The sequence below is a fragment of the Geodermatophilus sp. URMC 62 genome (assembly GCF_052931475.1).
This window is the reverse complement of the sequence record NZ_JBRFHY010000001.1, coordinates 3,414,903-3,428,400: the sequence shown is the minus strand read 5'-3', so window position 1 is coordinate 3,428,400 and position 13,498 is coordinate 3,414,903. Positions and strand designations below refer to the sequence as shown.

General features: G+C 67.0%; 10 protein-coding genes and 1 pseudogene. 3 read left to right on the top strand and 8 right to left on the bottom strand.

Translation table 11 applies throughout. From position 1 onward, the window contains the following. Window positions 1-84: 84 nt before the first annotated feature. The 7 genes from ACU616_RS16685 to ACU616_RS16655 form a co-directional block, all read right to left on the bottom strand. Entirely contained in the window at window positions 85-912 is an 828-nt protein-coding gene (locus tag ACU616_RS16685; RefSeq protein ID WP_446759549.1) for a hypothetical protein, read from the bottom strand. Then, window positions 909-1,664, bottom strand: coding sequence for a TSUP family transporter (locus ACU616_RS16680; RefSeq protein WP_446759548.1), 756 nt, complete (start codon window positions 1,662-1,664; stop codon window positions 909-911). Before ACU616_RS16680 ends, ACU616_RS16685 begins: the two co-directional genes overlap by 4 nt. Window positions 1,665-1,724: 60 nt before the next feature. Further along, window positions 1,725-3,530, bottom strand: a complete 1,806-nt coding sequence (locus tag ACU616_RS16675; protein WP_446759547.1) for a CHAT domain-containing protein — start codon at window positions 3,528-3,530, stop codon at window positions 1,725-1,727. After that, window positions 3,530-4,246: a hypothetical protein gene (locus ACU616_RS16670; RefSeq protein ID WP_446759546.1), complete on the bottom strand. Its 717-nt coding sequence runs from the start codon at window positions 4,244-4,246 to the stop codon at window positions 3,530-3,532. The genes ACU616_RS16675 and ACU616_RS16670 overlap by 1 nt, the downstream gene beginning before the upstream one ends. Before the next feature lie 647 nt (window positions 4,247-4,893). Continuing rightward, window positions 4,894-5,937: a hypothetical protein gene (locus ACU616_RS16665; RefSeq protein ID WP_446759545.1), complete on the bottom strand. Its 1,044-nt coding sequence runs from the start codon at window positions 5,935-5,937 to the stop codon at window positions 4,894-4,896. Window positions 5,938-6,463: 526 nt separating this feature from the next. Further along, entirely contained in the window at window positions 6,464-7,387 is a 924-nt protein-coding gene (locus tag ACU616_RS16660; RefSeq protein WP_446759544.1) for an IS5 family transposase, read from the bottom strand. Window positions 7,388-7,648: 261 nt separating this feature from the next. Next, the gene (locus ACU616_RS16655; RefSeq protein WP_446761493.1) at window positions 7,649-7,903 is read right to left on the bottom strand and encodes a transposase family protein; all 255 of its coding nucleotides are present in this window, start codon (window positions 7,901-7,903) and stop codon (window positions 7,649-7,651) included. Between the two features lie 299 nt (window positions 7,904-8,202). On the opposite strand from ACU616_RS16655, the pseudogene ACU616_RS16650 reads away from it, so the two are divergent. The 3 genes and pseudogenes from ACU616_RS16650 to ACU616_RS16640 all read left to right on the top strand — a co-directional run bounded on the left by ACU616_RS16650 (window position 8,203) and on the right by ACU616_RS16640 (window position 11,447). After that, window positions 8,203-9,662: pseudogene (locus tag ACU616_RS16650) on the top strand (IS1380 family transposase). A gap of 159 nt (window positions 9,663-9,821) precedes the next feature. Continuing rightward, window positions 9,822-10,775 carry a lipase/acyltransferase domain-containing protein gene (locus ACU616_RS16645; RefSeq protein WP_446761492.1) on the top strand — a complete coding sequence of 318 codons (954 nt, stop codon included), beginning with the start codon at window positions 9,822-9,824 and terminating at the stop codon, window positions 10,773-10,775. A gap of 345 nt (window positions 10,776-11,120) precedes the next feature. Further along, window positions 11,121-11,447 carry a hypothetical protein gene (locus ACU616_RS16640; RefSeq protein ID WP_446759543.1) on the top strand — a complete coding sequence of 109 codons (327 nt, stop codon included), beginning with the start codon at window positions 11,121-11,123 and terminating at the stop codon, window positions 11,445-11,447. Between the two features lie 490 nt (window positions 11,448-11,937). Here ACU616_RS16640 and ACU616_RS16635 read toward each other — a convergent pair whose 3' ends face one another. Continuing rightward, a complete protein-coding gene (locus ACU616_RS16635) occupies window positions 11,938-13,392 on the bottom strand; it encodes a TRAFs-binding domain-containing protein (RefSeq protein ID WP_446759542.1) in 1,455 nt (484 codons plus the stop codon). Window positions 13,393-13,498 lie beyond the last annotated feature (106 nt).

The following is a 13,498-nucleotide window of genomic DNA, read 5'->3' as shown; positions in this document are numbered from 1 at the left end:
ACTGCCAATAAGGGGTCGTTATCGCAAGGAGGCACGGCAGTGGGAGGGTGCCGGAACGTTCCACCCGCTCGGTTCTGACCAACTTCACGCTTGTGCGGCGCCTGCCTGCGACGAGATTCGCTCGCGCAACGCTGCGGTATAGGTGCCAAGCTCTTTGTAGGCCTTCTCCAAGGCCGATCCGAAGGCCTCCCGGCCTGCTCGTCGGGTGGTGAAGCTGGCACAGCTCCTCCCGATCGCCTCAAAGACAGCGGCGGACGGATCGAGCAGCTCCGCTGGGCCTGTCATCGCGGCGGCGGAGAACGTCAGCTCCAAGGACTCGATAGCCGCCGGGAAGTCGCGCGCGGCTCGATACGACGCCGGCCAGGTCCACAAGATCCCTGACCACGACGGCGGGAGGCCCGTCGCCGACAGGTAGCTGAGCCGGTGCAGCACCGAGACGGCTGCCTGCTGGAAGGCCACATGGGTCTCGATCAGGCCTTGATCGTTTGTCGGCTCAGCGGGGGCGTCGATGCGACGGTTCCGCTTGATGTTGTAGAGGAGCGCCCAGATCCCCACGGACATGTTGGTGACCGCCGGACCGAAGGTGAAGGGATCAACCACGGCGGCATCGTCACACCTCACCTCGAACGACCGAGCGGACAACGCCGAAAACACGATGCGCACCCGTAGGTAAAGGACGTTATCTACGGGTCGCAGCGGGTCCGACCGGTGGCTCCAGACCTTGATCGCCGAGAGGACCAGCAGCAGTCCCAGCAGTGGGATGAACACGGCGTCGGCGACGACGCCGAGCAGGAAGCCACCGAGCACTGTCCCCGCGATCGAGCCTGCGGTCATGGCGACGACCAAGCCGGTGTTCTGCTGCAGGACCGAGAAGCTCTGCGATCGGCAGTAGCGGGCGAAAGCAACCATCATCGTCGGCAGTGAGATCGCCGGCGACAGGCTGCCCGCGATCTTATGTCGATGCCGAACAACAGAACGATCGTCGGGATCAGCAGTTCGCCGCCGGCGACGCCCATGAGCGCCGCGACGACGCCGATCGCAAAGCCTGCAGCCACCCCGACCGGGATGCGCACAGCTGACGCGAGGTCCAACGGGTCGAACGAGCCGAGATGGGTGGCAAGCAGTGCTGCTGCGATGAGTACCAGCAGCGCAGCAAGGACGCGGTAGAGCGTGCGCGAGGCCATCTTGGTCGCCCAGCTGGCTCCCATCCAGGCACCGATCAGACTGCCGGCGAGCAGGTTGGCCGCCACCGTCCAGTGCGGAGCGACGTCGCTGTAGGGCACCCCGAGGAGGCGAGCCGGCAGCGCCGTCGCGACCACGATCAGGCTCATCGCCTTGTTCAAGATGACTGCCTGGAGCGCGACGAAGCCGAACAGACCGATCAGCAACGGAAGGCGGAACTCGGCCCCGCCGAGGCCTATTATCCCGCCGAGGACCCCGACACCAGCCCCAGAGGTGAAGGCAGCAACCGACCCGCGGCGCGGCGACTGTGAAACCTCGTGCTGCTTGTGGCAAGCGCACTCGTCAGTGCCCTGGCGGCGCAGACGTGAATGGCCCGGGGCGTCGCGACCGGCGCAGCGATCACCGCGGCGATCGCGCTGGGCCTCGCGGCCATTCTCCAGGCGAACGCCCCAAACGCGGACCAGACCGCTCGCTGGACGCATGCGCGAGCCGCCTCCGAGGCGCTAGCTAAGGCACGAGCGAGCAGTGCATCCCGTTGGCGGTCAGGACGAGGTGTACCGGTTCCAACGGCTCAGGATCTCCTCGACGTCAGCGCCGAGATCAGCGGTGCCGGGGAAGAAGCCGTTGTCGTTTCTCCACCAAGTCACATAGCGGGCCAGCTGCCGAGCCGTCGCCGTGACCGGATAGGGATCGTCGGCAGCGAGTTGCGTCAGCTCGTCGAGGGCCGCGGATGCTGCGTCCAGGTCCCGCGGCTGGCCGGCGTAGGGACCGAGGAGGTGCAGCTCTGCCTGCGAGCCGAGGTTCCAGGCCTTCCGGTCCGCTCTTGCGGCGTGCATCGCGGCGTGCCAGCGCCACGGTTCCTGGAGGAGACCGTGGGTGACGGCCTCCAGCGACAACTCCTGCACTCCCGTCCAGTACGAGGACGGGTCCCGGTCGTAGGCGCGGGCATAGCACTCGGCGGCCGACATGAGCGCGCCGCGGGAGGCCTCGAGCGCGCCACGACGGAAGTGCAGCTCGGCAAGCCGCTTGTTCGCGCTGCCGAGCAGCCCACGGCTCTCCTCGAGCATGTCGCGGCGGGACACGCGCTCCGCCTCCGCCTCCCATCGGGAGAGACTCTCGATCCGGGCGCTGAGCTGGTCGATGACATAGTCGTACTTCTCCCTCGTCGCGTCGTGCCGCACGAGGTGCTCCGCCCACAGGCCGGCGGTTTCCATCGATGCCAGGTCGGCCTTGAGCCGCACGTCGAGCAGGCGATCCTGGTAGCCCTCCGGCAGCTGAGCGTAGGCCACCAAACTCATCCAGTCGCGACCCGCGCCTCGGCCGTACAGCGCCTCCCGAGTAAGGACGAGGGCGTCCCGGACATCGGTGCCGTTCAGAAGCTCGGCGTAGAACGTTCCCACGGTCAGCGCCGAGCCGGCATGGGACATCGGGTACTGGGCCGCCACGACGATCGGTACGCCGGCCTGGTGGATGCTGTGCGCGATGCTTGCCCCATCGACTGTGGTGCTGCCGACGTTCGCCGAGTCGCAGGCGGTCAGCGTCACGACCGTCGGCAGTACTCCACCGGCGGCCAGCGCGTCGGCCAGCTGAGAGCCCGAAACCCCCACGGCACTCCGGCCATCGTCCGAAAACAGTTGCAGACCGAACTGCTCGCGCTTGCCTGACCGAATCCGACATCCGTGCGCGAGGACGTGCACATGGGTGAACGGCGTCTCCGTGACGCGGCACGCCTCAGCGACCCTGCGGAGCGATGCGCCCTCGAGCGTGGTCAATATCTTCTCCGCGTGCGGGATCGCCTCAGGTACGCCTTCCAGGGGCTCGACCCAGGGACGCAGCGCGGTCATCAACGCCGTGAGGTGCTCCTCCAGCGGAATCGGTTGTTCCGGTGAACTCCCGATCAGCAGGACCCGCGGGGTTGCTGGCCACACCGGGGTCCGCTCGCGGAACCGCCCGCGGATGCGTCTGGTGAGCACGACCGGCGGCGTGCGTCCGACGAGGAGTTGCTTGCCATCGGATGCCAACGCAGCCTCGAACGGCAACGCCGCGATCTCGCGGTGGGACGTGACGAGATCGATCTGAAGCGGAGCTGCCGGCGGCTCCTGGCTCAGGATCTCGGTCACGGTCTCCACCACGATTTTGGTGGCGCGCTCGTCCTCACTGCCGGTGCCGAGGATCGCGGCTCGCAGGTTCTCCAGGCAGTCGAGGACGTTCTCATCGGTCAGCGGCATGCGGTAGGCGCGGAGCTTGTCCCCGCCACGGGCGATGAGGTAGTCCTCACCGGTGCGCAGGGACCCGATGTCCGCGCCGGGCCGGATGATGTCGACCAACTGGGACGTCCAGTCGGTCATCACACGTCATCATCCGGCGCCGGGTCCTTGTCCAGCAACTGCCCCTCCGGCTGGTCCTCGGCGGGGAGGAACTTGGCGTCACTGCTCCATACCTTGAGCTTGAAGAGCTTGAGGCCGACGACCCCGGTCTGGCCGACCACCCTGATACCGACGTCTTCCTCGGAGACGACCTGCACATCCGCGCCGATTGCCCCCACGCCGACCTGCAAGAGCGCATCAGCTTGACCACCCAGCACCAGGCTGGCGCTCGACGCCGTCGATGTGGCGATGATGCAGTCGTGGCCCGTGATCGTCGTCCAGACCACGCGGTACTTCTTCCGCCAGCCGGGCGCATTGGCCAGCTTGGCCGCGACCTCGTGCAGGTTCGGGATCTCCTCGACAGTGCTTCTCGATGCCTTGAGGTAATACGCCTCGCGGTCGCGGAACTCGATCCTGAGCCGGGCAGCTATGGGCGCAGCGGGCAACATGTCCACCTCTACGCCGCCGGCAACGGAGACGACCCGCGTGCCGTCGGATCGGTAGTCGAGCTCGACCGGTTTGCCCTCGCGCCCGGTGACCTGCACCCCGAACTCCCGGATGTTCCCAAGCCGCTGGAAGAACCCTTGGCTGATCAGCCCGAAATCACCGAGTTCGAACTGGTTAGCCATCGGTAGCCAGGCAGCGTAGGCACCGATCTCACTGTGCAGCCGCTTGTTGTACTGCTTGGCGATCCCCATGACACCCTCCCGGGGCGACGGGTGACTGACGTAGGCGACCCGTCAGGTATCAACCTGCTCCGCCAACGAGGGTCCTCGAAGGACGCCACCAGCGGACCGGTCCACCGTATCGGTTCGTGGCCGTCGCAGGTGACTTGTTGGCGCTGACATCGGCGGCAAAGCCGTCGCGCTGCTCGCAGGGCAGTCCGGACGCCACCAGAAAGGGGAAGCCGCTCGAGGAGCGCCGGACGTCTCGCGGCCGCGTCCCGTCGCGCCAACCAGACCACCGGGGTCCTGCCATAGTCGGACTGGCCGGGCAAGTGCGGGAACACCCCACTGGGGGTTGGTTCGGGCGTAGCGGATCCAGTGCCGCTCGCTGGCTACTCCGAGCAATTACTGAGCCACCGCTAGACACCCAGCTCGGCGTCGGTCAACACCGGCTGCCGGCCTCGCCGACGTGCCCGCGAGGAACCCAGCAAGGGCAGCACCCGGTCTTCCAGGTCTACGTGGAGCGCGGCAGGAGGATGTCGAGTTCGTTGCTTACACCTCGGTCTTGGCACCCTCCGCCCGCTGTGGCCAGACGCCTGCATGTCCCCGACCAAACGGACTCACTCATCTAGGCGTCTCGATGCTGCAACCCCGGTGACGCAAGATCGACGAACGCGGCACTAGCCAGCGCTCAGCATAAGCCACTTCAACCTGGACTCGAGCTCCGCGCGGAGCATCGGTTCGTTGACTCCGTTGCCGGTGCGCGGGACGTACAGGATTCGGTCGCTGGCGACGTTAAAGGGACATTGCGGTGACGCCTTCTCGCGGACGAGCAGGCACGTCGCTTGTTTCTGCGTGACGTCTCTCTCGCGGAACATGCCAACCTCGATCAAGACATTGTCGTTGTCCTCAAATCCACCCTGGCCGTTGGGTTCCGAGAGGTAGCAGACCCCTACATGCGACGCATTGATCGCGTCGTCGATTTGCTGGCCGATCTGGCCGCTCGCGTCGATCTCCTGCCAGGTCACGATTCTAGGGTGGCTCTCGAGACCCTGCAGCACATCAAGGAGGATCCCCACGACTCTGTCGTCAGCCCGGTCGGAGAAGGAGATGAAAACCTGAGGCGTGATGGATCGTGGAGAACTGGCCGAGCTCCTAATCTTGCGGAGTTGGTCCATCGCATCACGAGTGCCTTGCGCCTGCAACTTGTGAATCTCGAAGAGGTCGTACAGCACACCTAGCGCATCAGCGAGAGCGAACATCTCGTCGGGATCGAAGTCGTCGAATTCATAGTACCTCGCGGACTCGACATTCAGCACTCCAAGAATTCGGTTGTTGGGGCGACAGATCGGGATAAGCACCGAGGTGAACATCGAGGCGTTGTCGACGGGGGGGCGGTAAGCGGGGAGATCGGTCACCCCGGACCACAGGTCGTGACAACTGCTCGTGGTTCGCAGTGGACCCTTGTCGGCGTCCACAATCCAAAGCTTCTTTTTCTCACCGAAGCACAACGCCGACTGAGTGGAGTACGCGCCGTCGGCGTTCCTGATCGTAGTGGACAACTCCTGATTCTCGCTGCTGCTCCACAGGGTGCGGAGACCCGCCGCCCCGTCGACCGTGTGCTGGATTGACAGCTCCATGTACTTGGCGTGGAACTGCTCTTGCAGGTACTCGTAGACTAGTCCCCGGCTGGTGTCGAAGGTGTTCTTGTCCACGATGTCCACGGACCGGGCGAAATGCTGAAGGTGTGATCCGAAGGTCCCCACTCGCGCCCGCATCGGTGTCATGGTCTCTACCTCTCTGAGTCGGGAGCGATGACGATGGCCTGTATCCCGCCGGGCGAGACTTTCTGCTCCGCAGGCCTCGAAGCGGATGCCCGGGTCCTCACCGTGCGATGTGGTCCGTCAGCCCTCCATGCGTGCGGTTGCCCTGTCGTCACGTGCAGGGCAGGGCCCGACGGCACGGTGAGTGCGGTTGCGCAATCCGTCCCGGTTCTCCTGCGGAGCCGTTCAACGACGGGCGTGCTCCTGGCTAGGCCGCCAGAGTAGCCCGCCATCGCGAGGACATTTAGCCGACCCTCCCATCGTCGCGTTCGAGCTCCTCGCACATATGCACGGGGATCATCCGGTCCAGCGCATCACCGGCGCGTCACGACGACGTCAACGGATGCTCACCGCATCGGCGAGGGCACCAGTCGGTCATCGCGAACGGTCGGCCGACGGTGGTGACGTCCCGGGTCGTGGTGTCGGTCTAGGCCCTGTTTGAAAGGTCGCGCAGCCAGATGTCGATGTCGCTGATCTGGACGGTGGCCTCGTAGCGGACGGCGAGCTTGTCGTAGCGGTTGGCGAAGCCGCGGTGCTGTTTGTGCAGGTTGATGCCGCATTCGACGGCATGCCGCTGCCGGTAGCGGGCCGGGTCGAACGTCGGCGGTCGACCGCCGACGGAGCCCTTCTTGCGCCGGTTGGCCTGCTGGTCGGCCTTGACCGGGATGGTCGCCAGGATGCCGCGGCGGCGCAGATAGGCGCGGTTGGCCCGGCTGGAGTAGGCCTTGTCGGCCAGCACCCGATCCGGTCGGGTGCGCGGGCGACCCGGACCGGTGCGGTGTGGCACCCGGATCCGCTCGAGCACGGTGGTGAACTGCGGGCTGTCGGCCGCCTGCCCGGGGGTGAGCGCGGTGGCCAGCGTCTTGCGGCCGGCCTCGACGGCCAGGTGCACCTTCGTCGACAAGCCACCGCGGGAGCGGCCCAGCGTGTGATCGGGCGGCTCCCCGGCCGGCGGAGTGCGCTGGGCTTCGGGATGGCGGCGGGCGCCGGCGGCGTGCTGATGCGCCCGGTTGACCGTGGAGTCCACCGACACCACCCACTCGATTCCTCCGGCCTCCTCGCCCAGCGCCCGTAGTCCGGTGAGGATCGCGGGCCATCGGCCGGCCAGCTGCCAGGCGCGGAACAGGCCGTAGATGCTCTGCCAGGTGCCGTAGCGCTCGGGCACGTCCCGCCAGGGACAGCCGGTCCGGGTGCGGAAGCGGATGCCGTCGACGAGCTGGCGCAGGGTCCATTTCCGGGGTCTGCCGGGCTTCCTGCCGACCGGGAGCAGCGACTCCAGCAGCACGGCGAGGATCGCCCACTGCTCGTCGGTCAGGTCATGGCGGGCACCGGCGGGTAGGGTGCCGTCCACGAGGTCTCCGTGGTGAGGGTCTTCTTGGTCGTTGATCCCTCTACCGGAGACCTCGCCTTTTCTCCGGCACCGACACGCCGCCCCCGGCCCCCGAGCGACTTCCCAAACAGGGCCTAGGTCACCGTTCGCGTCGGTGATCACCAGCGCCTTGACGGTGTTGGCACGGGCCTTGCCGGAACGAACCGCTGCCGCCCCGCCCGGTGGACCGCCGGGCGGCGCACTCAGATCGGTGGCATCGAGCAGGCCCACCTGCTTGCTGGCCTAGATGGGCCACCACGTCGGCCAGGGTGCGCAGCCGGAGCCCGCCTCGACGGTGCAGCCGCGCTCGGCCAGCAGCGGGCGCACCTCCCCGATGGCACGGGTGATCGTCGAGCGGGAGACCCCAAACAAGCAGGCCAGCACGTGATGGATGACGCAGGTGCACCAGGGTGGCCAGCAGCCGGTTGATGAACACCAACCGGCGCCGGGCGCCAGCTCCGACCGTCCGCCGCCGCGGCCGATCGGCCAGCCGTGCATCCTGGCGGGCCTGCCAGCGCGGCTCCAGTTCGACAACCAGCTCAGCGAGACCTGCGGGGACAGCCGGCTCACTCGGCGATCGTCGACAGCGGCGGCACGGGCCAGCGTCCTTGACACCACAACTCTGCTCCGTTCCGTCCCGAGCATCCCGTCCCGCTAACCATGCACGAGGTCGTTAGCCCGGGGCTTTCATCGCGCCCGATCTGAGGGCTAATGCGGGAGCACGAAAGGTGCCTCTGGCCTGCAGGGATGTTGCTTGCTGAAGGCAATATCCGCGCGGGCCAGGAGGCACCTTTCTGGTGAAGAAGCGTAGCGGGCTCTACCCGCACTTGGTGGTCGACGGGTCCGACCGCCAGGTCGTCTCCGGGGCCGGCGGGGTGCTGCTGAACCGGACCGCGACGGCGGTCGGGCTGGATACCGCGTTGAGCGCGGCGCTGGCCCGGTGGCGGCCGCCGTTCGCCCGGCACGATCCGGGCAAGATCGTGCTGGACCTGGCCTCTTGCTGGCCATCGGCGGGGATTGTCTGGCCGACATCGCCGGGCTGCGGGCGCATCCGCAGGTGTTCGGGCCGGTGGCCTCGGACCCGACGGTGTCCCGGTGCATCGACACCCTGGCCGCGGACGCCTTGGCCGCGCTCGCGGCGCTCGCCGCCGCCCGGGCCGCGGCTCGCAAGCAGGCATGGGCGCTGGTCGGTGAGCATGCCCCCGACCACGGCGCGGACGCCGCGGCGCCGCTGGTCATCGACGTGGACGCCACCCTGGTCACGGCGCACTCGGAGAAGGAGTGCGCAGCACCGACGTTCGAGCGCGGGTTCGGCTTCCATCCGTTGTGGGCGTTCGTCGATCACGGCGCCGAGGGCACCGGCGAACCGCTGACGTTCCTACTGCGGGCCGGGAACGCCGGGTCGAACACCGTGGCCGACCACAAGCAGGTCATCGCCGCCGCGCTGGCGCAGCTGCCTGGCGGGCATCGACCCGGCAAGAGGGTGCTCGTCCGCATCGACGGTGCCGGCGGCACCCACGAGTGGCTAGCCTGGCTGACCCGGCGGCGCCTGTCCTACTCGGTCGGCTTCTCCCTGCCCGGCGACCTGGCCTCGATCCAGCAGACGCTGGCGAGCATCCCCGACGACGCCTGGACACCGGCCTACGACGCCGACCGCCAGCCCCGTCCCGGCGCGTTTGTCGCCGAGGTGACCGGGCTGTTCGACCTCACGAGTTGGCCGGCGGGGATGCGGCTGATCGTGCGTAAGTAACGCCCGCACCCCGGTGCCCAGCTGCGGATCACCGACCTCGACGGCATGCGGATCACCGCCTTCGTGACCAACACTCGCCGCGGCCAGTTGGCCGACCTCGAGCTGCGGCACCGCCGCTGCGCCCGCGCCGAGGACCGCATCTGCTGCGCGAAAGACACCGGCCTGACCAACCTGCCGCTGCACGACTTCGCGCCGAACGAGATCTGGTGCGCCCTCGTCGCGCTCGCCGCCGACCTGACCGCCTGGATGCAGACCCTCGCCCTGACCGGGCACCCCGGCCATGAGGAAGCCCGCCGCTGGGAACTCAAGCGGCTGCGCCTGCGGCTGCTTTCGATCCCCGCCCGCCACGCGCGCACCGGCCGCCGGCGGCTGCACCTGGCCGCCACCGCACCGTTCACCGCACTTGCGCTACAGGCCCTCGACGCCGCTCGCCCGGCTCAGCGGCCCGGCCGCGGCCCCGGCGCCCGGCTGACCCCCGGCCCACCGTCCCGACGACCGCAGATCTAACCGGACCGTGGAACCGGCGCCCACCCGAGCGACCTCGGCCGACCCGTCACACCCAGATGCGATCCTCACGCCCACGCGGGTCCAGAACCCCGACGACCAGCCAGATGATCAAGCTCGTGAAAAGATCCGGGTTAACTCCGAGGGGATTCGGACTCGCGACTGGTCGTTCTTGCACATGCCGAGGGCGGTCTGGTCGCCGCAGAGTTTCTAGAACGTCTAAACGGATGGGAGGACACGCGGCTCTTCGTGCCAATCGGGACGCCGTTCGGGGGCTCGGTGCACGCTCTCGACCGGCTCGTTAACGGCGCGCGCCTAAGCATTGCCGGCACGCTGAACTTCGATCTCACGACACCGTACCGATCCATGACGTCGCTGTATCAGATTCTGCCGGCCTATGCCTGCATTGACGAGGGCGAGAACCAGCAATTGCGCAAGGTCGACGAGGTGATCCTGCCCGGTATCGATCCTCGTCGTGTGCTCGACGGCGCGCGGTTCCTTAACGAGTTCAATACATATTCCGACGCAACCGTGGCCGAGACCCCGATGCTTGTCCGACCCGTGGTTGGGATCGGCCAACGTACCGCACAAGGTGTTCGACTCCACTCCGGCAACCTTGAGAGGCTGTATCAACTGGACGGTTCCGATCATGGTGGTGACGGCGTGGTAAGCCGCTTCGCCGCCGTGTCACCCAGAATGGATCCGTACACTGATCGGCCCTACTATGTCAACACCTCGCACGGCGACCTCCCAAGAGACGGGCGGGTACTGGAGTACACGCAAGCATTGCTAGAAAGCGACGACCTCAGAACTTTGGGCCGCTATCGCAGGGCGGTGGAGCCGACCGTGCACATCGAAGTGCGGGACGTGTACACAACCTCAGAGACCATTCACGCTAACGTGGAGGTCGAGGCGAGAGGGCGTTATGTGCTGAAGCTGTTGAGTGAGAGACGGGTCGTTCATAAGCTGGCCGTCGACCTGGCTGCTCACGGCAGCACCCAGGTCGCTCTGCCTCTACTGGCAGAGGGGATCTATCGCCTCAATGTGGAGCCGAACGAGGCCGCCTCGACGGTCTTCGCAGTCGTGGATCATGGGCATCTCGTGAACGAGTACTGAGGGAGCCTCGAGCCAGGGAGGCCAACATGAGTCGGACGTATTCCCTCGAGAGCGGTCATAGGGTCGAAGGCGGTCATATGGTCGAGTGATGTTCCGCAGTGGATATGAAACGAGGCAGCGGCGCAGGTTGAGCTGCTGGTCATCGGGTGGGGGCGGTCCGGGAGCCGTGAATGTGAAGGTACACGTCCAGGTCGCTACTTGGGCATGGTTCCCCGCTGCTCGGGACAGCGCCCACTTGTCCCCGCATCTGAATCTGTGCGCTTCGACATGTTGGCTCCGTTAGCGCTGCTTCACACCCTGTAAAGGTACGCACCGAACCCTGCCGCCGCGTGAGATTATGGCGACATGGCCGAGTTAGACTTCTACACAACCCTCGCTCAGGTTCTCCCAGTGCTGTTGCTGACCATCGTTTGGGACCGCGATTACCTCGATGAACCACGGACCCGAAACGATGCTGACGTCGTCTTCTGGACTAGGAACATTGTCCGATGGTATTCCGTCGCACTCTCTACTATTCTGATTCTCGGCATCGCAATCTGCCTCCTCGTGCTCGCCAGGGTCCTCCCTGATGCCGACTGGGTACGTGGCGGTTTGACCGGCGTGACCGCCTTGGCCCTGCTCACACTGTCGGTCCGGATCGGCGCACGGGTCGTTCAAGCAACGACGACGTGACCAACCAACAACAGTTCTTCGCCATCGCGCCTTCGCCGTTGATGAGACGGCGGCGTCCGGAGATGCCTCGGGTGGGTTAGCGCCGAGCAAATCAGCGGCGCCGTCACCTGACCCGGACGATGGACGGTGACGTCCCGGCTAGTAATATAGCTCGCGGTCGTGCGGAGGTTCTGCGGGTTGGACCATGATGTGATCAGGGCCGGCTGCGCCACGTCCTTAAATGACGTCCCGCTGAGTGGTGGATGTAGTCCTCACCGTGTCGGTCAGCAGTGGGATGACCATGACGCGATCAGGGCCACGCCGGTCGCTCCTCTGCGGACGGGCACCGCCCGTCGATATCACCGACGAAGCCTCATGGCCACGTCACGAGGCGCGCTCATGCTTCGTGGGCACCCGCTCCTGTCACATTCGTGACTGGCCGCGCCGGCGACCCGTCCGAAGCGGAGCACGGTCTCGGTGCCGGGCGGATCCGGCGGCACCGAGACCGTTGCTACGGGAGAGCTGCGTCGACCGCCCCGCCATCTGCGCTTGCGGCCCCCGCTGCGGGCGCGGGATCGAGGGTCTCGATGATCCGCTCCAGCCAGTCGCTGTGCTGTCCGCGGCCTACCCGGGCGTCGCGGATCATCCGCAGGTTGCCGGCCGTGGACGTGGGCTGCCAACTTTCGGTTTCCACCACCAGGAGGGCGTCCAGCGCGTCGAAGGCCGCCTCGCGGTCGTCAGCCAGGACGGCCAACTCAAGCACCGTGGCGCGGTCCCAGTAGTCCGGCGTCCCCCGCAACCGCTGTTCAACGGCGTACCGGACGACGGGCAGGAGGCGGTTCTTGGTCGCCAGGGCGCTCTGTCCTCCCTGGATGTCGAGCAGTGTCAGGGCGTTGATCCCGGGGTAGACGTCGCGCCAGTCCGCCTCGAAGCCGCGCACGTAGGCGTCCACGGCCTGCAGGAGGAACCTGCGGGCCGTGGTCTCGTCGCGGGCCTTGCTGGCTTCCTCCCACTGGCTCTTGTAGACCCGACCGAGCAGGCCCGATGTCTCGGAGTCGGGGCCCTGCTCGTCCTCCAGCCGTCGGAGGATCACGAGGGACTCGTCGCGATCGGCCGGCGAGCCGGTCCTCTCCGCGCGCCGGTTGTAGGCGAAGGCTGCCTGCTGCCGGATGCGAACCTGGCCGCGCACGTCGTCGGGCATGGCCTCGTACACCCCGATCATCCCCGACCAGTCCTCGAGGGACCGGTGGGTGAGGAAGAGTTCTGAGAGCACGCCAGGGTCGGTCGTTCCCTCCGCCGACACTCTCGCCCGCACCTCGGCGAGTTCCGCAGCGAGCGCGGGCCACCGCTCCTTGCTCCGGGCACCCACCCGGATCCCCTGGAGCCTCTCCTTGACGCCCTCGTAGGCCTCGACCTGGCTCTGGAACGACTCGGTGGTGGCCGCTGACAACGGCGCGGGTTGCCATCCGGTGACCAGCTGGAACAGCGGGCTGTCCTGGACCTTCGGGTACTTGGCCTGCTCCCGGAGCTCGGTGAGGTGGCGGGCCACTGCGTCGCGCAGCTCCGTCGCGGAGTCGTCCGGGAACTCGTTCTTCTCGGCCAACCGGTAGGGCTGGGTGCGGAGCAGCCGCACGTCGAAGGGCAGGGGGCTCGATGTGGCGTACACGGTCAGCGTCGTGCGGGGCCGGGCGGCGTGCCGGACGCCGAGCTCGTACAGCACGTTCGGGTTGCTCGTGGTCAGGTCGGCGACCGCGTACTCGCAGACGAGCAGTCGCTCGAACATGGCCTTGTGGATGATCCCGCCGTGCTTCTCCTCGTCGGCGCGGATCGGAGTCATGCCGACATCTGTGATCCCGGGCTTGATCGCCGTCTCGTAGACGCGGTCAAAGTCGATGTCCGGGCCTCCGGTGGGATCCGGTTTCGAGCCGAACGGCATCAGGACGAAGCACAACGGTTGGACGGACACGACTCCTCCTGCTTACTCGAGACCTCGACTCCAGCCCACCGCGACCTCGCACGATCGACGTCACGACGCCCTGGCCATGATGGGTCCCCAGTCGGGACACGAGAGG